This is a genomic window from Allobosea sp. 2KB_26 (genome assembly GCF_052115715.1).
Taxonomy (GTDB): domain Bacteria; phylum Pseudomonadota; class Alphaproteobacteria; order Rhizobiales; family Beijerinckiaceae; genus Allobosea.
The window spans coordinates 1,512,167-1,531,723 of sequence record NZ_JBFRHE010000001.1 but is presented as its reverse complement, the minus strand read 5'-3'; the positions used below and the strand labels follow the sequence as shown (position 1 = coordinate 1,531,723).

Below are 19,557 nucleotides of genomic sequence, written 5' to 3'. Positions count from 1 at the left end.
GCACGGGGGTTGGCGCAAGGGTCTCGGCTTGCCGATACCGCAGACGCACCCCATGCTGGGGGCATGAGCACTTTGTCGAGCAAGGCCGGGCCTTCGCCGAGGCCGATCTGGGGTGATCTTCTGATTGCGATCGTCCCGGTGGTCGCCGCCTCGCTGCTGGGCAGCGCGGTAACGGTCCCGCAGATTCCAGGCTGGTATGCGACACTTGCCAAGCCGCCATTCAACCCGCCGAACTGGTTGTTCGCGCCGGTCTGGACGGCGCTGTTTGCGAGCATGGCGTTGAGCGTCTACCGCATCCTCAGGCTGCCAGCGGAGGCTCCCGGCAAGTCCGGGGCGCTGATCGCCTATCATGTCCAGCTTCTGCTGAACGTGCTGTGGTCATTCGCATTCTTCGGAATGCAGAGCCCGCTCATCGGGATCGTGGTGATCCTGCCGCTGCTGGCGATGATCCTGGTCACCATCAAGCGCTTCGCGCCGCTCGATCGTCTCGCGGCTAACCTGTTCTGGCCCTATGCCGCCTGGGTGTCCTTCGCGACCGTGCTGACAATCTCGATCTGGTGGCTGAACCGATAGATCTCCGCTCGGTTCAGCCGAAGGCGACGTCGAAGATCAGCTTGACGTTCAGGGCGATGATGATCGCCGCGATGACGAAGGCGCTCGCCGTCAGCCAGCGCGGCGAGACCAGTTCGCCCATCTTCTTGCGCGACGCCGTGAACATGACGAGCGGCACGATGGCGAAGGGCAGCTGGAAGCTCAGGATCACCTGCGAGAGGATGAGCAGCTTGCCGGTCTGCGCTTCGCCATAGACGATCGTCACGACGATCGCGGGAATGATGGCGACGAGGCGCGTGACCAGGCGGCGCAGCCAAGCCGCCAGCTTGATGTCAATGAAGCCTTCCATGACGATCTGTCCCGCCATGGTCGCGGTCACCGTCGAGTTCAGGCCGCAGCAGAGCAGCGCAACGGCGAAAAGCGATGGGGCGATCGAGGCGCCGAGCAGCGGGGCGAGCAGTTCATGTGCGCGCCCGAGTTCGGAGACGGTGTTCTGACCTGTCTTGTAGAAGGTCGCGGCGGCGAGGATCAGGATCGCTGCGTTGATGGTCAGCGCGAACATCAAGGCGACGGTCGAATCCAGTGTTGCGTATTTCAGCGCCTCACGCTTCTCCGGCAGGCTGCCGCCATAGGCGCGGGTCTGCACGATGCCGGAATGCAGATAGAGGTTATGCGGCATCACCGTCGCGCCGATGATGCCGAGCGCGAGGTAGAGCATGTTGGGATTGGTGACGATGTCGGTCGTCGGGGCGAAGCCGCGAATGACCTGGCCCCAGTCCGGGTCGGCGAGCGCGATCTGGACGGCGAAACAGGCCGCAATGACGCCGAGCAGCGTGATGATGAAGGCTTCGATCCAGCGAAAGCCCTTGGTCTGCAGCCAGAGGATGACGAAGACATCGAGCGCGGTGATCAATACGCCGATTTCGAGCGGAATCCCGAAGAGCAGGTTGAGGCCGATCGCCGTGCCGATGACCTCGGCGAGATCGGTCGCGCAGATCGCCAGTTCCGCAAAGATCCAGAGCGGCCAGGAGACCCAGCGCGGATAGGCATCACGGCAGGCCTGGGCGAGGTCCCTGCCGGTCGCGACCGCCAGCCGCGCGCAAAGCGACTGCAGGATGATCGCCATGATATTGGAGACGAGGGCGACAACCAGCAGCGTGTAGCCGAACTGCGCGCCCCCCGCGAGCGAGGTCGCCCAGTTGCCGGGGTCCATGTAGCCGACGGCCACCAGATAGCCCGGCCCGAGAAATGTGAGGAACTTGCGCCAGGGAGTGGCCTTGGCCGAAACCGGGATCGATCGAAAGACGTCCAGCAGCGACGGATCACCCCGCGGCCGTTGCCACCCGGCGGGGTGCGCCGCGTCCGCGACATCCTTCGACGTGCTCACGACATCGATTGTCATGCTCGACCCCGACCTGCAATTCATTTGCAAGAGCAGGATGACAGGTCGAGCAAAACCCGTCAATGCAGCTGCAACTCGGTTGCAATAAATGCCGCGACGAAAGTCTGCGGCTATCGCCAAAGGTCGGCGTTCTCTGGCCCGATGAATCGTCCGGAGAGCGTGATACCGGGATAATTGCGATGTTCAGCCGATCGAGCGCTCGATCACGCGCATGACGGTGGCGCGCAATTCGGCGATGGTGAAGGGTTTCGTCATCACTTCCGAGACGATCGCCTCCAGGCTCTTGGCGCGCTCACGCTGCTCGGCATAGCCCGTCATCAGCATGATCGGCAGGTCCGGAAACTCCTGCTTGGCGGCGAGCGCCAGCGCGATTCCGTCCATCAGCGGCATGCGGATATCGGTGAGCAGGAGGTCGAAACGCCCCTTCTCCGCCATGAGAATCTCCAGCGCCTCGGCGCCGTCGCCCGCCATCATGCAGACATGTCCGTCAAGCGTGAGACCGCGCGCCACCAGGGCGCGCAGGCTTTCCTCATCGTCGACGACCAGAATACGTGACATCGCTCAGATACCCGGAAGGCCGGCCTGATCGGCGGTCTCGATGACGCCGACATAGGGCAGCTGCCGATAGGAATGTGCGACATCCATGCCGTAGCCGACGACGAAGTAGTCGGGACAGTCGAAGCCGACATAATCGGCCTGGATATTGACGGCGCGCTTGGCCGGCTTCTCCAGAAGCACTGCTGTCGAAACGCGCGATGCGCCACGGGCGGCCAGCAGATCCTTGGCAAAGGCAAGGGTTCGGCCGGATTCGAGGATGTCGTCGACCAGCAGCACCTGACGGCCACGAACATCGCTCTGCACGTCGCGCAGGATTTCAACCTGCCCGGAGGAGATGGTTGCAGCGCGATAGCTCGAGAGATGGACGAATTCGACCTGCGGCGTCATGCCGGCGCGATGCATCGCCCGGATGAGGTCGGCGACGAACATGAAACTGCCCTTGAGCACTGCGACGACCAGCAGGTCGGGCGGGTAGGCGGCAGCGATCTCGTGCGCCATTTCCTCATTCCGCTTGGCGATCGCCGCCTCTTCGTAGAGCACCCGGATGCGTTGGGGCTGAGTCATCGTCGTCAATGTCCTTCCGGGTCTCGCCGGCTGCCGGCGCCCGTTTTGGCGCAGCGTGCTGCGCAGTCTGGTTCTAATCGCAGGTTTATACGATCGCTTGCGGCGGGATAGTGCGGCGAGGTGAAGGCGCGGGCAACCTCCACCGTTGTCTGATCAGCGTGCGCTGGCGATCCCGGCCGACTTGGCGGCCGTGAAGCGCACCAACACGGATTGACCGGCCTCCGGGGGGGCCGCGAGCCGGGCTCGGAAACGGACGAGCTCCGATGGTTCCAGGGTCGGGCGCGGCGGCTCTGTTGCCCAGGTATAGAGGGTCTGGCCGGCCGAATCGCGCACTGCAACCTCGATCTGCGGCACTTTGGCGACGGTCTTGGTGATGTTGGTGACGTCGCCCTCGACCACCAGGAAGCGACCTTGCGCGTCCTGCACGACCCCGCTCTCGATGCCCGTCAGACTGAGGCCGCGCACGTTCACCGGCAGGCCGATCTTCTCGAAGACGACAGCGAGCTGGGGAGCGCCGCGGACCGCCATATCCCGCTTCCAGACAAGCAGCCCGAGCACGGCAAGACCGCCGATCGCGAGCGTCGGCGCAGCCATGGTTCGCAGGCGGGTGCCCAGCGGCAGCGGAACGGGCTTTCGACCTGTGCGCGCCGAACGGCGACCGCGCGGCCTGGCCCCAGGGCGGCCTGGCTCATTGCCTTCGGCCAGGGCTGCCCGCTCGGCTGCGAGCGCGGACACTTGTTCCTCGATCTCGGCTGCGCGGCGCAGCTCTTCGTCGAGCAGCGCGGTCGTTTCCTCGCTGCTCGGCGCATCGGGAAATGCGACCGGCTGGGGCTCCGCCTCGACATGCCAGCGCGTCTCGCATTTGGCGCAACGCACCTTGCGCCCGGACGGGCCAAGTTTGGCCGCATCGAGTTCATATTGGCTGGAGCAGGACGGACAGACGATCAGCATGGTTTGGCGAATGACTCTTTCGCAAGGGCACCGGTACGCGTGACTCACGTGCCGCTGCAGATTTCTTCCCGGGCGCAGTGCGATTCAAGCTCTCGCGTGCGGCTTGTGGAGGTCTCGACCCATTGGAGGGATTTATGGTTAACGCCCCGTGAAGAACCTGTACTGCATGGTTTGAAGATAGGCCGGCTTTCCGCCGGCACCGGCTTGCGGTGTAGGATCGCGGTCGAGATTCGCAAGGGATGCCCGCGACTGCCGGGCTTGCTCCGAAGGGACGAGGGCTTGGTTCGGTTCGAGAATGTCGGTCTGCGTTACGGCATGGGCCCGGAGGTGTTGAAGGACATCAACTTCAGCATCGCGCCGCGCTCGTTCCAGTATCTGACCGGCCCGTCGGGCGCCGGCAAAACGACCTTGATCCGGCTCGTGCTGATGGCGCTGAAACCGACGCGTGGGCTGGTGAACCTGTTCGGCCAGGATGTGTCGCGGCTGGATGCGACGACGCTCACGGCCTTTCGCCGTCGCATGGGGGTGGTGTTCCAGGATTTTCGCCTGCTCGACCACCTCACCGTCTACGAGAACGTCGCGCTGCCGCTGCGCGTGCTCGGCAAGGAGGAGACGAGCTACCGGGCCGAGGTCGTCGAGCTGCTGCGCTGGGTCGGTCTCGGCGAGCGCATGCATGCCGTACCCACCATTCTTTCGGGCGGCGAGAAGCAGCGCGCCGCGATCGCGCGCGCCCTGATCGGGCGGCCGGAGCTGTTGCTGGCGGACGAGCCCACCGGGAATGTCGACCCCGCGCTCGGCCGGCGGTTGCTGCGCCTGTTCATGGAATTGCAGTCGCTCGGCACCGCCGTCGTGATCGCAACCCATGATCTCGCGCTGATGGAGCTCTATGATGCTCCGCGCCTTGTCATTGCCGACGGCCATCTTCATGTCGACGGCTGACTTCGAGCAGGATGGGGAGCCGCGTGAACGCGCGCTTCCGCTCAATCTCCGACGGGACCAGCCGCTGGTCCCGGTCGATTCGGCTGCCGGACGGGCGCTGGTCGCCGTGATTGCGATCCTGACCTTTCTTGCGGCTCTCAGTGCCGGCGCGGCGCTGCTCGCCGCGCATGCCTCGGAGCAGTGGCGCGGTGCAGTCGCCAATGAGATGACGATCCAGATCAGGCCGGACACGCGCCGCAACATTGAGAGCGACGTCGCGCGCTCGGTCGAGATGGCACGTGCCGTTGCCGGCGTCGACGAGGTTCGCGCCGTCCCAAAGGCCGAATCGGACAAGCTGCTCGAGCCCTGGCTGGGCGCGGGGCTCGATCTCGTCGAGCTGCCGGTGCCGCGGCTGATCGTGTTGAAATTGCGAAGCGGCAACTCCGCGGAAATTGCGGCTTTCAAGGAAACGCTGCGGCGCGACGTCCCGACTGCGAGCCTGGACGATCACCGCCTCTGGCTGCGCCGTCTCTCGACCATGGCCAACACCATCATCCTTGCCGGTGTCGTCGTCGTGCTGCTGGTCCTGACTGCCGCGGCGCTGGCGGTGGCCTTTGCGACGCGCGGGGCGATGGCCGGCAGCCGTGACAGTGTCGAGGTCTTGCATCTTGTCGGAGCTGATGATGACTTCATCGCGCGGGAATTCCAGGCGCGTTTCGTCAGGCTCGGGCTCAAGGGAGGGGCGGCTGGAGGGCTTGCTGCGATCGTGGCCATCGCCATTCTCGGCTGGCTCGCGTCCAGTTGGAGTTCCTCGCCTGGGTCAGAGCAGATTCAGGCCATGTTCGGGGCTTTCGAGATCGGCTGGTCGGGTTATGCCGCCGTGCTTCTGGTGGCGATGGTGGTGGCGGCGATATCCGGTCTCGTTTCGCGGTTTACCGTGCGCCATTATTTGCGGGTGCTGGGGTAGTGAAGTCTTAATCTCTGAGGCGAAGGACGGCTTTTCACGTCGCCCTTATGCCCGATTGCCAGTTTAGCCTGGCAAGACATGGTGATGATGGGAATCAGACACGGACAGCTGCCGGTGAGGGGTGGGGACAACGCGATGTCGCCGACCGCGACGAGCAGGAGGAGCTCCGCAGGAGTCTGGGCATGGCGCCTGACGCTTGCCGTTGCTGCCCTGCTCGCGATTGCGCTCGCCTGTGGTTATGCCGGGTTCATTGCCAGGATCGAACAGCGCGAGCCGGCGGTCGCGCCGCGCACGGATGCGATCGTCGTCGTGACCGGCGGGGCTCAGCGTGTTGGCGATGCGATCGGCTTGCTCGGGGCCGAGCGCGGCTCTCGCTTGCTGATCAGCGGTGTCAACGAGCGCACGGGCCGCGAGGAACTTGCGAAGCTCAACCCCTCTGCGCGCGAACTGCTCGGCTGTTGCGTCGATCTCGACTATCGCGCCCGCAACACCATCGGCAATGCCATCGAGGCACGGCGCTGGGTCCGCCGGCACGACTTCAAGTCACTGCTGCTGGTCACCTCCAATTATCATATGCCGCGGGCGCTGGCCGAGTTCAGCCACGCCATGCCAGGCGTTCGCGTCGTGCCGCATCCGGTGGTGACCGAGCATATCGATGCATCGAGTTGGTGGAACGAATGGCGCGTCGCCAAGGTGCTCGTCCCGGAATATGTGAAATACTTGGTGGCGCGGCTGCGCAGCATGCTGGAGGACGATCCGGAAACATCGCGCCTGTCGGTGATCATCGGCGGGCGAAAGCCGGTCTCATCCAAACCTGCCAGCGTGCTCGGCCCCGAGAATGAAAAGCGCACGCGGCTGGGGGTGGAAGAGCGCGGCGCTTGACGTCGGCGAGCCGGCGCGCTCTTTGCGCGCCATGCTCGTTCTGCGCTCGCTCCTTTTCAACGTCCTGTTCTATCTGAACCTGATCCTGTGGCTGATCTTCGGGGCATTGCCCGCGCTTGCCTTGCCGCGACGCTATATGCTGGCGGTCGCCCTGAACTGGGCGCGCAGTGCGTTGTGGCTCATGCGAGTGACGGCTGGAACCCGCTACGAGATTACCGGTCTCGAGAATATTCCGCAGGGCGGCATGATGGTGGCTGCGAAGCATCAGTCGTTCTGGGAGACTTTCGCGCTCGTTACCATCTTCCAGGATCCGGTCTTTATCCTGAAGCGCGAACTGACGTGGATCCCGTTCTTCGGCTGGTGCCTGTGGAAGATGCGCATGATCCCGGTCAATCGTGGCGCGCGGGCACGGGCGCTTTCGCATGTGACCCGCCGCGCCAAGGTCGAACTCGGCCAGAACGGCCGCCAGCTCCTGATCTTCCCCGAAGGAACGCGCCGCCCGGCCGGGGCGCCACCGGCCTACAAGTTCGGCGTCGCGCATCTCTATGCCGAGCTCGGCGTGCCCTGTGTACCGGTTGCGCTCAATTCGGGGCTCTACTGGCCGCGCCGCAAATTCCTGCGCCGGCCCGGAACGATTCGCGTCGAGATCCTGCCGCCGATCCTGCCCGGCATGTCGAAGGAAGCTTTCCAGGCGCAGTTGCAGGAGCGCATCGAGACTGCGAGCGACAGGCTGCTCGCTACGGGGCGTGGCGAACTCGCCAGGATCGGGCAGGACCCCCTCGCTTAGACGAGCCTCGGTGGGCATCCTGCCTACAAGGCGGGCCATGCTTGACAGGCGATCAAATTTGTTCTCTTTTTGTTCAGAACAAAGGAGGAACAAATGCCTGTTCTCGCCCTTAAGCTGGACGAATGGAGCATCGAACCCGGTGCGGATGCGCGCGAAATGCCGCTCCGCAGCGCCGCGGGATTGGGCGAGCGTCGCTTCACCGCCTGGCGCGGTCGATCAGGGCGGCGCTATGTCGCCTCGGTCTTCTCGGTCACGGACGATCATGCGCTCGGCTTCAGTGATGCCGTGCTGCTGGCGGTATCCGAGGACCGGCAAATCATCGCGGCGCGCGAGAGCGGCCCTTTCGGGATTGAAGCGGCGCTGACGCGCTGGCGCCGTTCGGTCGTGCTGGCAGGGGCGAGCGAGATCCATATCCATCTGCTCGCCGAGGACGGCTTGAGCCGCCGGGCGGCGTTGCTCGACCTGATGCCGCAGGTGTGAGGCTCAGAGCGGCGGCCGCGGCTCGGGCAGACCGGGGGCCAGCACATGAGCCAGATGGCTCAGGACCGGGTCGAAGATGCCCATCTTGCGCAGATGATCATGCGTGCGCAGGACGTAATCGGGATTCTCGCCGGAGCTACCTCGGCCCTGACGCACCAGCTTGAGCAATTCCTCGGCCGGGAGTCGGCCAGCATATTGCAGGTGTCTGCGGTCGGCCACATAGACCAGCGCCCGAATGCGGCGGCCATCCTCGAGCCTGACGGGCAGATGGCGTTCGAGATAGACGGAGGTCGCCTGCTCGCGCTCGCGCAGATAGGCGATGGTCTCGGCGGCGTGGGCGGGCGCGACCCTGAAGGCGAGCCCCCGGCAAATTCCGCCACGATCCAGTCCGAGCACGAGCCCCGGCCGTTCCGGCGTGCCGCGATGGACATGCGAGAAGACGCAGAGCGAGCGGTGATATCCGTTGAGCCGGGCCGCCACGCTTTCCTCGAAGGCAAAGCCGGGGCGCCAGATCAACGAACCGTAGCCGAAGACCCAGAGATCGTCAGAAGCTGCATTCGCTGTCATCGTTATCCCACAGTTTCGCCGTCAGAAGCTGCTTGACGAAGGAAGCGTCCGAATCGGCCGAGAGAATGGCGGGTCTGGCGCTTCCTGCGAGCGGGAGCTAACAATCCCGCCGCTTTCGCGCAATGGATCGCTGCCGCATGACCGACCTCCCTTCCGAGCGCCGCCGAGGCCGCTTCTGGCTTTATGCGCCCTTCGCCCTGCTCGTGCTGCTGGCCGTGGCCTGGTCCGGCTTCTGGTTCTTCGTCAAGGGGCGGGTGGTCGAGGGGCTCGATCGCGCTGTCGCCCGAGAGGCCCAGATGGGCCGCACATGGACCTGCAGCGATCGCTCCGTCGCAGGCTTTCCCTTTCGGATCGAGGTTCGCTGCGCCGGGCTGACGCTGACCTCGTCGCGCTGGGGCGATACGGTCAAGGTCGAGACCGGCCCGAGTGTGGCGGTCGGGCAGATCTATTCACCCGGCCTCGTCATCCTGGAGGTCAAGGGGCCACTGCAGGCTGCCCTGCCTGAAGGCCGCAAACTTGATCTCGGCTGGAGTCAGCTCGAGGCCAGCCTGGCGTTGAAGGAGCGCGAGCCCGAGCGTTTCTCCATGGTGTTGATCGAGCCGAATGCGACATTGACGGCGCCGGGCGCGCGCAATGAAACCTGGCGCGCCAATCAGCTGGATGTGCATTTGCGCCGAAACCCGGCACGTTTTGCGACCGAGCAGGTGGCAGATCTTGCGCTGACAGCGAAGGGCTCGGTGCTGCCCGCGCTCGATGCGCTGCTCGGGACCACTGAACCAGGTGATGTCGAGATGCAGGCTAGCCTGACCCAGTCGCTGGCGTTCAAGGCCGGGTTCAATCCCGAGGCACTCGAAGCCTGGCGCACCACCGGCGGGCAGGTCGAATTGATGCGACTGCTGATGACAAAGGGGGCTGCCCGGCTCGAGGCGAGCGGGCGTCTGCTGCTCGACCAGACGCATCGCATGTCCGGTCAGATCGATGCCGGCGTGGCGGGCATCGACCGGATTGGCGGCATAAAGCTCGGTGGTCTTGCCGCCGGTCTTGGCGGACTGCTTGGTGGCAAGCCGAGCGCCGGCACACCCGGGCTTACGCCTCTGCCGCCGGTCGTCCTGCGCGAGGGCCGGGTCTATCTCGGGCCGTTCCGGCTGCCCCTGCAGCCCTTGGCGCCGCTCTACTGAACAGAAAAGGGGGCGTCACCGCCCCCTTTTCGCATCGTGCTGCCGAAGGATTAAGGTCTCAGTTCGCGGGCAGGGCGGCGCGCGGTGCTTCGATCCTGGTCAAGGCCTTCTTGACTGCCTCCTGCACCTTTTCAAAGGCGCGGACCTCGATCTGCCGGACGCGTTCGCGCGAGACCCCGAATTCCTCGGAGAGTTGCTCGAGCGTGATCGGGTCATCGGCCAGCCGGCGAGCCTCGAAGATCCGGCGTTCGCGCGGATTGAGCACGGTCAGCGCTTCGCGCAGCGCCTGGTGGCGGTTATCGCTTTCCTCGGAGTCGGCGAGGCGGCGCTCCTGGCTCTCGCTGTCGTCGACGAGCCAGTCCTGCCATTCGCCCTCGCCATCCTCGCGCAACGGCGTGTTCAGCGACGCATCTCCGCCGAGACGGCGGTTCATATCGATGACGTCCTGCTCGTTGACGCCGAGCTTGGTCGCTATGGTCTTGACCTGATCCGGCTTGAGGTCGCCCTCGCCAAGTGCCGAAATCTTGCTCTTCGCCTTGCGGAGGTTGAAGAACAGCTTCTTTTGGTTGGCGGTGGTGCCCATCTTCACCAGCGACCACGAGCGCAGGATGTATTCCTGAATCGAGGCCTTGATCCACCACATGGCGTAGGTTGCAAGACGGAAGCCCTTGTCGGGCTCAAAGCGCTTGACCGCCTGCATCAGGCCGACATTGCCTTCGGATACGACTTCGCCGATCGGCAGACCGTAGCCGCGATAGCCCATGGCGATCTTGGCCACCAGCCGCAGATGCGAGGTGACGAGCTTATGCGCCGCATCGCGGTCGCCATGCTCGCGCCAGCTCTTGGCGAGCATGTATTCCTCGCTCGGCTCCAGCATCGGGAACTTGCGAATTTCTTCGAGGTAACGTGAAAGTCCGCCCTCCGCGGACATGACGGGCAGCGATGCAATCGCCATGCTCGTTTCTCCTTTCCTGGCTCCCGCTTCGCGGCAAGCCAACCGCGCGAACGACCCTCGCGCAGGTTTTTGGATGATGTGCCTGAACCAACGCGCAAACCGTGTGACGGTTCGTCGAGCCCGGCCCCATGCGGCGCCCCTTAAGCCATCCGCATCCAAGCCTCATTATATGCCAACCGAGCTTGGCGGAAAGTAGGCGAAGTGGCCAGATTAGCTCACAGGGCCGCGAGTTCCGCTTGCAGATTTGCAAAATCGACCGGCGGAGGAGCCTCGAAATACATCTCTTCGTTCGTCACCGGGTGGGCGAAGCCAAGCACCGTCGCATGCAACGCCTGCCGGCCGAGGGCGGCCAGCGCATCGCGTGCGCCGCCGGGAAGGCGGCTCGCCTTGGTCATATAGCCGGAGCCATAGAGCTGGTCGCCCAGCAGGGGATGGCCGAGATGGCTCATATGGACACGGATCTGGTGCGTGCGCCCGGTCTCCAGCCTGCACTCGATCAGGCTGGCCAGCGCTTCGGTTTCCTCCTGTCCGCGAAGCAGCGGCGGATAGCGTTCCACGACGGTGAAGTGGGTGATTGCCTCGCGGCCGCGGCCCTCGGCAACGACCGCCATCTTCTCGCGATTGCGGTGCGAGCGTTCGAGCGCGGCCTCGATCGTGCCATGTGGCCGGCGCGGCGTACCCCAGACCAGCGCCAGATAGGCGCGCTCCAGGGGCCCGGTGCGGCCATGGTCGGCAAACTGCTTGGCAAGCCCCTGATGCGCCTTGTCGGTCTTGGCCACGACGAGAAGCCCGCTTGTGTCCTTGTCGAGCCGATGCACGATGCCGGGCCGCCGGACGCCGCCAATGCCGGAGAGGCTGTCTCCGCAATGAGCGATCAGCGCGTTGACCAGCGTGCCGTCCTCATGTCCCCCCGCGGGATGGACGACGAGACCGGCGGGCTTGTTGATCACGATCAGGGCATCGTCCTCGTAGACGACCTCGAGCGGGATCGATTGGCCCACGGGCGCAGGCGGCCTGGCAGCGGGCATGACCAGGGTCAGGACGTCGCCGGCGGCGACCTTCCGGCTCGGATCGCCTGCGATCGCGCCGTTGAGGCTCACTCCGCCCTCCCGGATGACCTGCTGCAGGCGGGCGCGTGAGATTTCGCCGGCAAGCATGGCGAGCGCCTTGTCGAGGCGCATTCCTGCCTGCTCCGGAGCGACATGCAGGCTGACGCCCTCTGCGTTGTCCGAGGAGGTCGATAGTGGGGCAGTTGGTTCGGTGTTCATGCAGACCGCTATAAGGGGCGGGAGGGAGACCCGCACCCCTTTTCGCGCGATCGCCCATGCAGATGCGGCGCGCGCCCGGCCAGCACGCTCGCCAATCAGCCGAAGAGGCGGAATTTTGCCTTGGCGGCTGCGGCGGGTTGAGCGTCCTCGGGCCCCGGATCGTCTGGTGCGTGCGAGACCGGGAAGATCACCGGGGAGGGGCGATGATCGCGGACCGAGGCTGCGGCCGCAGGAGCCGCTGTCGTCTCGATGACCGGAACTGGGAGCTTGGCAGCGACGGCCGGTTCAACCTTGGCGACAGGTTCCGTCGCAGGCTTCTCGTCAACTGCAGGCTTCGCGGGCTCGGTTTTCGCAGACTCTGTTGCGACGAGCGTTGCCTGCTCGATCGCCGGTTTAGCGGGCTCGACAGCCGCTACCGTCTCGGCGCGCCCTTCCAGCAGCGGCGCGGAATCGTCGAGATCGGCCAGCACATCGTCGATCGCCGGCGCCTGGCTGCCGAGTGTCGCCGGAGGAACAGTCCAGACGAAAGCATCGAGGCGCCCCGAGATCGGCGAGACAGGCAGCCAATGGTCAGAGACCAGCCCGTCCGCGACCCAGGCCGCGTCACGCGGTGCGCGCGTGGCGCGAGAGAGCCATTCGCGAACCCGACCGGCCGAACCATGCTCGGCCTCTTCGAGTTCGGCCATGAGAAGGCAGACGCGAACGGATGCGCCGCCCGCCAACAACGGCTTCAGCGCCTGGCGGGCCTTGGCGAAATCACGGGCATGGATCGCCGCGCCGGCGAGAGCCAGCACGCCTTCCGGATCGGCTGGGCGCAGCTTCACGAGCGTTTCGGCCCGTGCGAGGCGGTCCTGCGCGCTGTCGCCAGGGCGCACATCGAGATAAGCGGCGGCGATATCTGGGTGCGAGACCTCGCGCCAGGCAGCCTCCAGTAGCTTGGCTGCCTTGCGGATATCACCCCGCTCGGCAAGCATGCGTCCTGCCAGGGCGGCCGCGGGCGTGAGGCCTGGAGCGAGTTTTGTCGCTTCCAGCGCGGCAGCCAAGGCCTTCTCCGGTTCGCTGCCCTTCGCGTCGAGGGCTTCCGCCGCCAGCAGCACAGCGCGCTGGCGCTTGGCATCCGCCTTGTCGGCGAGGCGCAGGGCGGCGCGGCGTTCGACGGCCGTGCGTGCCGCTTGCCAGTCGCCGGCACTGGTGTGGAAATCGAGCAGCGCGTCATTGGCCCAGGCGAGCGAGGGGGAGCGCCGCACGGCGTCGTCCGCAAAAGCGCGCGCAGCCGCCATGTCGCCGCGGCGCCGGGCCTCGACGAACAGACCGCGCAGGCCGAGCACCCGTGTTTCCGGCTTGTCGAGCATGGCCTTGAAGGCGGCCTCCGCCCGGCCCCGATCGCCCGAGAGCTGGGCGGTTTGTGCTTCCAGCAGCAGGGTCAGCGGTTCGTTGCCGGAAAACTTGCGGGCGTCGACGGCGTAGCGGCCGGCGGCCACCGGATCCCCTGCACCGATCGCGACCATTCCGCGGGAAACGGCCTCGAAGCCGCGCGCCCGACGCCGTGCTCGCGAGGCGAAGCTGAAGGCGGAGGGCAGGCCGAGAACGAAGCGCATTGCGGCCCAGGCGAGCATGGCGAGGAACGCCAGGATGATGACGCCGATCGCCGCGATCGCGACGCTCGTCTCGATGCGGTAGCCCTGCCAGAGGACCGAGACCTCGCCGGGGCGATCGGCCAGCCAGACGGCGCCAGCCGCGAGGCAGGCAATGACGAAGAGATAGAGCAGCACGCGAACCATTGAACGCTATCCTCCGTCAGCCACCCGCGCCGAGCGCGGCAACCGCATCCTGTGCAATCCTGCCGATCGCGGCGTCCGCGGCAGCGCGCTTCTGCAAGCCGGTGCCGAACTCGGCACTGTCCCGCCGCGCCGGCTCGGGCAATTGAGCCCAGAGGCCGGCGGCCTTGCCGAATTCGTTATGCAGAAGCGCGTTCTCCAGGCGGATCACCAACGTCGCAGGATCGTTTGCACCGGTATCTCCAACCGGGCGAATGGTGACGACCTTGCTGGCGAGCCCAAGCAGACGATCCTGCCAATCCTTGGCGGCCGGCGTCATTTCGCGATCGAACATGGCGCGATGAACCCGGAATTGCGCCAGCAGCGCATCCTGCGTCGGTGCGCCGGTCGTGGCGACGGCGGAGAGGGCGGCCAGCTGTTCGGCCGAGCCGCCACCCTTGCCGAGAGCTGCGATATCGGCCGAGAAGGGCCTGCCTGCAGCAAGCGCACCCTGGATGCGTTCGGCCAGCACGATGCGCGCGGCGGCGAATGCCTGCGGGCTCGGCGAGGCCGCGGACTTGGCGAGCGTCTCGACAGTGCCGAGGCGTTGCGTCAGCCCGGCGATGGCCGAGCTGTTCTCTGCCGTGGCCGGGGCGGGAGCGTTTGCGAGTTCTGCCAGCCGTGCGGCAGCGGTCTTTGCCTCCGTGGCCGCATTGGCGGCGGCCTCCGACGTTGCGCTGATTCGGCGATCGAGCGCCTCCAGCGCCGCGCGCTGGGGCAGGCTCGTGACTGCGCTTTGCAGATTGGTCGTCGTGCGCTGCAGCGTCTCGAGGCGCCCCTTCAGCTCGGCGATCTGCTGTTCGCCGGTATCGGGCGTCGCGCGGGAACCAACCAGCGTCATGAGACCCGCCCCAAGGATGCCGCTGATCAGGCCGGTCGCGGCCAGCGCAGCCCATGGCAGCCGCGGAGGGGGAGATGGCTCACCCGAAACGGGCGGCGCAGGCTCGGATGGAGCCAAGCCAGCGGGCTCAGGCGCCGGAGATGTGCTCCCCGGTGCGAATTCACTGGGTTGCGTGGCTGCCGGGGGAGGCTGGTCAGTCTCTGTCGAAGCGGCCTCTGGTGCAGCGGTCACTGCCTCCTCGACCTTGCCGTCGATGGTCGGGGGAGTTCGCCGGTGGCGTCCGCGCGGCGTGGCTGTCTGCGGCTCGCTCATCGCATCCTTGTCCGTCTCGACGCCGGCCGGCGCGGTCACGGCCTGTCTAACACCCCCAGCGCGACGATTGCGAGCGGTCACTTGATCCAGCGCAGCCAGCAGGGCTGCCTCTTCGGGGTATTCCGCAACCAGAACCGTGCTGGCGCCTGCTGCGATCAAGGGAGCCGCAACCTCCGCCGAAAGCGTGACATGCGTCAGTTCGAGCGCTTGTTCACTGAGACCGGAGGCGCGTGTCAGGGTGAGAAAAGTCTGGGCGCCTCGTGGTGAATAGTGAAGTGCGGCTTCGGCGCGCCCATCCCGCAGGCTGGCTGCCGCCACTTCGGGCAGGCTCGGCCTGGCCTCGGCAGCATAGGCGGTCCAGCTCGCGATCTCATAACCGGCCTTGCCCAGGCGCTCCGCAATATCGTCATGGCGGTCCCGGCCAGCGACCAGAAGCAGCCGTGCCGGCGTGGGGATGTTGCGCTGGACCAGAGCGATCAGGTCGTTGCGGTCGCCATCGGCACTGCGGGCATCCTCGAAACCGGCGTCGCGCATCTTCGCGGCCGTCCGTGCTCCGACGGTGAAAACCGGCAGATCCCGCCAGGCCTGTGGGGCATCGGCGAGGGCCGGTACCGCATTGCCGCTGGTCAGTATCAGGGCGGCGAATGTACCCTTGGGTACAGGCTCGGAGAGACGGACCACGTCGAAGAGCGGCGCCACGATCGGCTCATGGCCATGGGCGGTGAGCGCGCGGGCGCTGCGTTCGGCATCCGCCTGCGGTCTGAACACGAATACGCGCATGCGCCCTCCTGTCGCGTCGTTGGCGTTCATGGAACGCCCGGCCTCATGAGTAGATCCCCGCCGGAGCCCTGGCGCGCAAGGCGCGTCCGAGTTCGGCTCCACGTTCCGTGGCCTCGCTGACGGGACCGCTGCAGCTATCTTCGGCCATCGCCGTGCCGTCGGGCGAGAGCAGCAGTCCCCGCAAATGGAAGCGGTCGCCCTCGACCGTGGCATGACCGGCGATCGGTGTCCGGCAGGAACCGTCGAGCTCGGTCAGGAAGGCGCGTTCGGCGGCGAGTGCGATGCCGGTGTCACGGCAGAGGATCGGCTGCACAGCCTCCGCGCTCGCGGTGTCGCCAATGCGAACCGCAATGGCGATCGCACCCTGGCCGACGGCCGGAAGCGATTCCTCAATGGAAAGGATGCCGGTCGCCTTGTCGGCGAGCCCGAGCCGCTTCAGTCCGGCGATGGCGAGCAGGGTCGCGTCGATCTCTCCATTCGCCACCTTCTCCAGCCTCCTTGCGACATTGCCGCGCAGCAGGACGATCTCGAGATCGGGCCGGGCGCGCCTCAGCATGGCTTGGCGGCGCAGCGAGGCCGAACCGACGACAGCGCCCTGCGGCAGGTCTGCCACGCGGGAAATGCCGCGCGCGATCAACGCGTCGCGCACATCCTCGCGGGGGAGATAGCCAGCGATGGTGAGGCCGTCGGGCAATTTGGTGGGAAGATCCTTGGCGGAGTGGACAGCGTAGTCGATCCGGCCCTCGATCTGAGCCTGGTCGATCTCCTTGGTGAACAGACCCTTTCCGCCGGCCTCAGAGAGGGGACGATCGCGAATGGAGTCCCCCGTCGTGACGATGATTTCGAGCGGCAGCTCGTCCTTTGCCCAGCCATGAGCCTCGGCGAGGCGGCGGGCGAACTCATTGGCCTGCGCCAACGCCAGGGGGCTGCCGCGCGTGCCAATGACAAAGCGGCCGGCCTGGCGTCCGCGAACCGAAGCTGCGATCTCGTTCATTCTCTTTGCGTCTTCCTGATACCGGCCGCTGGCCGGCGAACTCCACGGCCTCTTGGCCTTATGCTCCGTGGCGCACTATACGAGGGAATCTCCGGCGTGAAACCGTCGGAGCTCCGCCCGCCTCTCCTTGTGGCCTGTTCCGGCCGAAACCTGTCCGAGATTTGTCGATCGATCATGCGCGTTCTGGGGATAGAGACGACTTGTGACGAGACCGCGGCTGCAATCGTTGGCGTCGATCGCGCCGGCGAAGCCAAAATCCTGTCCAACGAGATCCTGAGTCAGATCGCCGCACATGCGGCTTATGGCGGCGTGGTGCCGGAGATCGCGGCGCGTGCGCATGTCGAGGCCATCGATCGCATCGTCGCTCGCGCCTTCGCGAATGCCGGACTCAAGCCCTCCGAGATCGACGCTGTCGCTGCTGCCGCCGGGCCGGGTCTGGTCGGCGGCGTCATGGTCGGGCTGACCACGGCGAAGGCGATTGCCCTGGTGACCGGCCGCCCCTTCATTGCGGTGAACCATCTCGAAGCCCATGCGCTGACGGCGCGGCTGACCGATGACGTTGCCTTTCCCTATCTGCTGCTTCTGGTCTCGGGCGGACATACGCAGCTCCTGGCGGTGCGCGGCGTCGGCGATTATCTGCGTCTGGGCGGAACCATCGACGACGCGGTCGGCGAGGCCTTCGACAAGATCGCAAAGATGCTCGGCCTGGCCTATCCGGGCGGCCCCTCGGTCGAGCGAGAAGCCGAGAAGGGCGATCCCGAACGCTTCGAGTTTCCGCGGCCCATGGCCGGGCGCCCCAATCCCGATTTCTCGCTGTCCGGCCTCAAGACCGCGGTCAGGCTGGTGGCCGAACGCATTGCGCCGCTCTCGGACCGAGATGTCGCTGATCTCTGTGCCTCCTTCCAGGCAGCGGTCGTCGACGTGCTGGTCGACCGCACGCGAGCGGGCCTGCGCGCCTGCCGTGGGGCCGGGATCATGCCCACGGCCTTGGTGGTCGCCGGTGGCGTTGCCGCCAATCAGCCCATCCGGCGCGGACTGACCCGCTTTGCGACCGAGGCCGGCCTGCCGATGGTCGCGCCACCGGTTGCCCTTTGCGGCGACAATGGCGCGATGATCGCTTGGGCTGGGCTCGAGAGGCTGAGGCTCGGGCTTGTCGACGACATGAGCGCGGTTGCCCGGCCACGCTGGCCGCTGGACGAGCTCAAGGCCAAAGCGTGATCCGTGAGCGACGTGAGCGCGCCGAGATGAGCAAGGCCTTCGAGACGATCGGCGTCGTTGGCGGCGGCTCCTTCGGTGCCGCACTGGCTCTGGCCGCGGCGCGGGCTGGGCGCAACGTGCTGCTCTGGGCCCGTGATCCCGAGGCCATCGCGGCCATGCGCGAGCGTCGAGAGGTGCCGCGCCTGCCCGGCGCGACGCTGCCCGACGCCGTATCGCCGGTTGCCGACCTTGCCGCGCTTGCCGATGCACAGGCGCTGATCCTCGCCGTTCCGACCCAGGCGCTGCGACAGGTCTGCACTGCGCTCGCGCAAGCCTTGCCGGATGGCGTGCCGACGATCTCGGCGGCCAAGGGCATCGAGCAGAAGAGCGGGCTGTTCACGACGCAAATCGTGACCGAGCTTTGGCCCGGTGCGGTCCCGGCCATCCTGTCCGGTCCGAGCTTCGCCGCCGATATCGCGCGCGGGTTGCCGACGGCGCTGACATTGGCAGCGCGCGAGGCGGATCTGGCGCAGGATCTGGCCGAGGCGCTGAGTTCTGCCTCCTTTCGCATCTATCACGGCGTCGACATCCGTGGCGTCGAGATCGGCGGAGCCGCGAAGAACGTGCTGGCGATCGCAGCGGGGATCGCGATCGGGCTTGGCTATGGCGAGAGCGCCCGTGCCGCGCTGGTGGCGCGCGGCTTTGCCGAGCTCAGGCGCTTCGGCGAGGCTTTTGGTGCGCAGCCGGAGACGCTGATGGGGCTTTCGGGGCTGGGCGATGTCGTGCTCTCCTGCGCTTCGGCGCAGTCACGCAATTTCGCCTATGGATTGGCGCTCGGCCAGGGCAAGACACCGACCGAAGCCGCTGGAGGCAAACTGGCCGAGGGTGCCTTCACGACGTCCGTCTTGGCAGAGATGGCGCAGGCACGCGGCATCGAGACGCCGATCGCCGAGGCCGTTGCGGCCATTATCGCCGAACGCATTGGCGTTCGCGAAGCGGTCACGGGATTGCTGGCGCGACCGGTCCGGGCGGAGAACTGAGTTGGCGCGAAAGCCTCTGCGACGCGCGCTCCTATTGTTGAGCGCAGGTCTCGTGCTTGCCCTGGGGCTGGAGTTCCTGCAGATCGCCCGGACGGTCCCCGAACTCGCGGCTCCCGATGAACAGGCGACCCGTGTCCTCATAGAGAAAGCCGCACGCCAGCTGACCTTGGAACGGGATGGTCGCGTATTGGCACGGTATGCGGTGGCGCTGGGTTCGGATCCGGTCGGCGACAAGGTGAAGGAGGGCGACGGCCGGACTCCGGAAGGCGTCTACGACATCGATTTCAAGCACCCGCGCAGCCGCTATCACCTCGCGCTTCGCATCTCCTATCCTGATCGTCTGGATCGTGAGGATGCCAAGCGGGCAGGTGTTGCCCCCGGTGGCGACATCATGATCCATGGCATTCGCAACGGACTTGGCTGGCTGGGCCGCCTGCACCTCGGCCGCGACTGGACGGATGGCTGCATTGCGGTCACCAATGCCGAGATTCGCGGGATCTGGGCTCGGGTTGCGCAAGGGACTCCGGTCGAGATCCGACCGTAACGC

At 66.2% G+C, this 19,557-nt stretch carries 20 protein-coding genes; 10 read left to right on the top strand and 10 right to left on the bottom strand.

The features are described 5' to 3' along the window. Positions 1 to 63: 63 nt before the first annotated feature. Positions 64 to 573, top strand: coding sequence for a TspO/MBR family protein (locus AB4099_RS07430; RefSeq protein WP_441477545.1), 510 nt, complete (start codon positions 64 to 66; stop codon positions 571 to 573). Between the two features lie 13 nt (positions 574 to 586). On the opposite strand, the gene AB4099_RS07425 is transcribed toward AB4099_RS07430, so the two are convergent. The 4 genes from AB4099_RS07425 to AB4099_RS07410 form a co-directional block, all read right to left on the bottom strand. Further along, positions 587 to 1,954 (bottom strand): Nramp family divalent metal transporter, encoded by a 1,368-nt coding sequence (locus tag AB4099_RS07425; RefSeq protein WP_441477544.1) that lies wholly within the window; start codon positions 1,952 to 1,954, stop codon positions 587 to 589. A 183-nt stretch (positions 1,955 to 2,137) separates the two neighbouring features. After that, a complete protein-coding gene (locus AB4099_RS07420; protein WP_113516071.1) occupies positions 2,138 to 2,512 on the bottom strand; it encodes a response regulator in 375 nt (124 codons plus the stop codon). A gap of 3 nt (positions 2,513 to 2,515) precedes the next feature. Beyond that, positions 2,516 to 3,076, bottom strand: a complete 561-nt coding sequence (gene hpt / locus AB4099_RS07415; protein WP_113516072.1) for a hypoxanthine phosphoribosyltransferase — start codon at positions 3,074 to 3,076, stop codon at positions 2,516 to 2,518. A 153-nt stretch (positions 3,077 to 3,229) separates the two neighbouring features. After that, positions 3,230 to 4,027 (bottom strand): zinc-ribbon domain-containing protein, encoded by a 798-nt coding sequence (locus AB4099_RS07410; RefSeq protein WP_441477543.1) that lies wholly within the window; start codon positions 4,025 to 4,027, stop codon positions 3,230 to 3,232. Positions 4,028 to 4,276: 249 nt separating this feature from the next. Here AB4099_RS07410 and ftsE point away from each other — a divergent pair, with 249 nt between their 5' ends. The 5 genes from ftsE to AB4099_RS07385 all read left to right on the top strand — a co-directional run bounded on the left by ftsE (position 4,277) and on the right by AB4099_RS07385 (position 8,061). After that, on the top strand, positions 4,277 to 4,966 hold the full coding sequence (ftsE, locus tag AB4099_RS07405) for a cell division ATP-binding protein FtsE (RefSeq protein ID WP_441477690.1): 690 nt from the start codon (positions 4,277 to 4,279) through the stop codon (positions 4,964 to 4,966). Next, positions 4,953 to 5,912 (top strand): cell division protein FtsX, encoded by a 960-nt coding sequence (locus tag AB4099_RS07400; RefSeq protein ID WP_113516221.1) that lies wholly within the window; start codon positions 4,953 to 4,955, stop codon positions 5,910 to 5,912. Before ftsE ends, AB4099_RS07400 begins: the two co-directional genes overlap by 14 nt. Before the next feature lie 135 nt (positions 5,913 to 6,047). Further along, positions 6,048 to 6,794, top strand: a complete 747-nt coding sequence (locus tag AB4099_RS07395; protein ID WP_113516073.1) for a YdcF family protein — start codon at positions 6,048 to 6,050, stop codon at positions 6,792 to 6,794. Next, the gene (locus AB4099_RS07390; RefSeq protein ID WP_441477542.1) at positions 6,751 to 7,581 is read left to right on the top strand and encodes a lysophospholipid acyltransferase family protein; all 831 of its coding nucleotides are present in this window, start codon (positions 6,751 to 6,753) and stop codon (positions 7,579 to 7,581) included. Before AB4099_RS07395 ends, AB4099_RS07390 begins: the two co-directional genes overlap by 44 nt. Positions 7,582 to 7,674: 93 nt before the next feature. Next, positions 7,675 to 8,061, top strand: coding sequence for a hypothetical protein (locus AB4099_RS07385; protein WP_113516074.1), 387 nt, complete (start codon positions 7,675 to 7,677; stop codon positions 8,059 to 8,061). Between the two features lie 3 nt (positions 8,062 to 8,064). Here AB4099_RS07385 and AB4099_RS07380 read toward each other — a convergent pair whose 3' ends face one another. Further along, positions 8,065 to 8,628 (bottom strand): gamma-glutamylcyclotransferase, encoded by a 564-nt coding sequence (locus AB4099_RS07380; protein ID WP_113516075.1) that lies wholly within the window; start codon positions 8,626 to 8,628, stop codon positions 8,065 to 8,067. A gap of 137 nt (positions 8,629 to 8,765) precedes the next feature. Here AB4099_RS07380 and AB4099_RS07375 point away from each other — a divergent pair, with 137 nt between their 5' ends. Then, positions 8,766 to 9,806 carry a DUF2125 domain-containing protein gene (locus AB4099_RS07375; RefSeq protein WP_441477541.1) on the top strand — a complete coding sequence of 347 codons (1,041 nt, stop codon included), beginning with the start codon at positions 8,766 to 8,768 and terminating at the stop codon, positions 9,804 to 9,806. A gap of 58 nt (positions 9,807 to 9,864) precedes the next feature. On the opposite strand, the gene rpoH is transcribed toward AB4099_RS07375, so the two are convergent. The 5 genes from rpoH to hemC form a co-directional block, all read right to left on the bottom strand. Further along, a complete protein-coding gene (rpoH, locus tag AB4099_RS07370; protein WP_043233872.1) occupies positions 9,865 to 10,761 on the bottom strand; it encodes an RNA polymerase sigma factor RpoH in 897 nt (298 codons plus the stop codon). 215 nt (positions 10,762 to 10,976) lie between these two features. Continuing rightward, entirely contained in the window at positions 10,977 to 12,029 is a 1,053-nt protein-coding gene (locus AB4099_RS07365; protein WP_441477540.1) for an RluA family pseudouridine synthase, read from the bottom strand. A 95-nt stretch (positions 12,030 to 12,124) separates the two neighbouring features. Further along, the gene (locus AB4099_RS07360; RefSeq protein WP_441477539.1) at positions 12,125 to 13,810 is read right to left on the bottom strand and encodes a heme biosynthesis protein HemY; all 1,686 of its coding nucleotides are present in this window, start codon (positions 13,808 to 13,810) and stop codon (positions 12,125 to 12,127) included. 16 nt (positions 13,811 to 13,826) lie between these two features. Beyond that, a complete protein-coding gene (locus AB4099_RS07355) occupies positions 13,827 to 15,779 on the bottom strand; it encodes a uroporphyrinogen-III synthase (RefSeq protein WP_441477538.1) in 1,953 nt (650 codons plus the stop codon). Between the two features lie 43 nt (positions 15,780 to 15,822). Beyond that, on the bottom strand, positions 15,823 to 16,773 hold the full coding sequence (gene hemC / locus AB4099_RS07350; RefSeq protein WP_113516080.1) for a hydroxymethylbilane synthase: 951 nt from the start codon (positions 16,771 to 16,773) through the stop codon (positions 15,823 to 15,825). 174 nt (positions 16,774 to 16,947) lie between these two features. Between hemC and tsaD the strand changes: the two genes are divergently transcribed. Genes tsaD through AB4099_RS07335 form a run of 3 tightly spaced genes read left to right on the top strand, consistent with a single transcriptional unit; the run spans position 16,948 to position 19,554 of the window. Beyond that, entirely contained in the window at positions 16,948 to 17,991 is a 1,044-nt protein-coding gene (tsaD, locus tag AB4099_RS07345; protein WP_069878903.1) for a tRNA (adenosine(37)-N6)-threonylcarbamoyltransferase complex transferase subunit TsaD, read from the top strand. Between the two features lie 26 nt (positions 17,992 to 18,017). Beyond that, positions 18,018 to 19,010, top strand: coding sequence for an NAD(P)H-dependent glycerol-3-phosphate dehydrogenase (locus AB4099_RS07340; RefSeq protein WP_441477537.1), 993 nt, complete (start codon positions 18,018 to 18,020; stop codon positions 19,008 to 19,010). Positions 19,011 to 19,047: 37 nt separating this feature from the next. Beyond that, the gene (locus tag AB4099_RS07335; protein ID WP_441477536.1) at positions 19,048 to 19,554 is read left to right on the top strand and encodes a L,D-transpeptidase family protein; all 507 of its coding nucleotides are present in this window, start codon (positions 19,048 to 19,050) and stop codon (positions 19,552 to 19,554) included. Positions 19,555 to 19,557 lie beyond the last annotated feature (3 nt).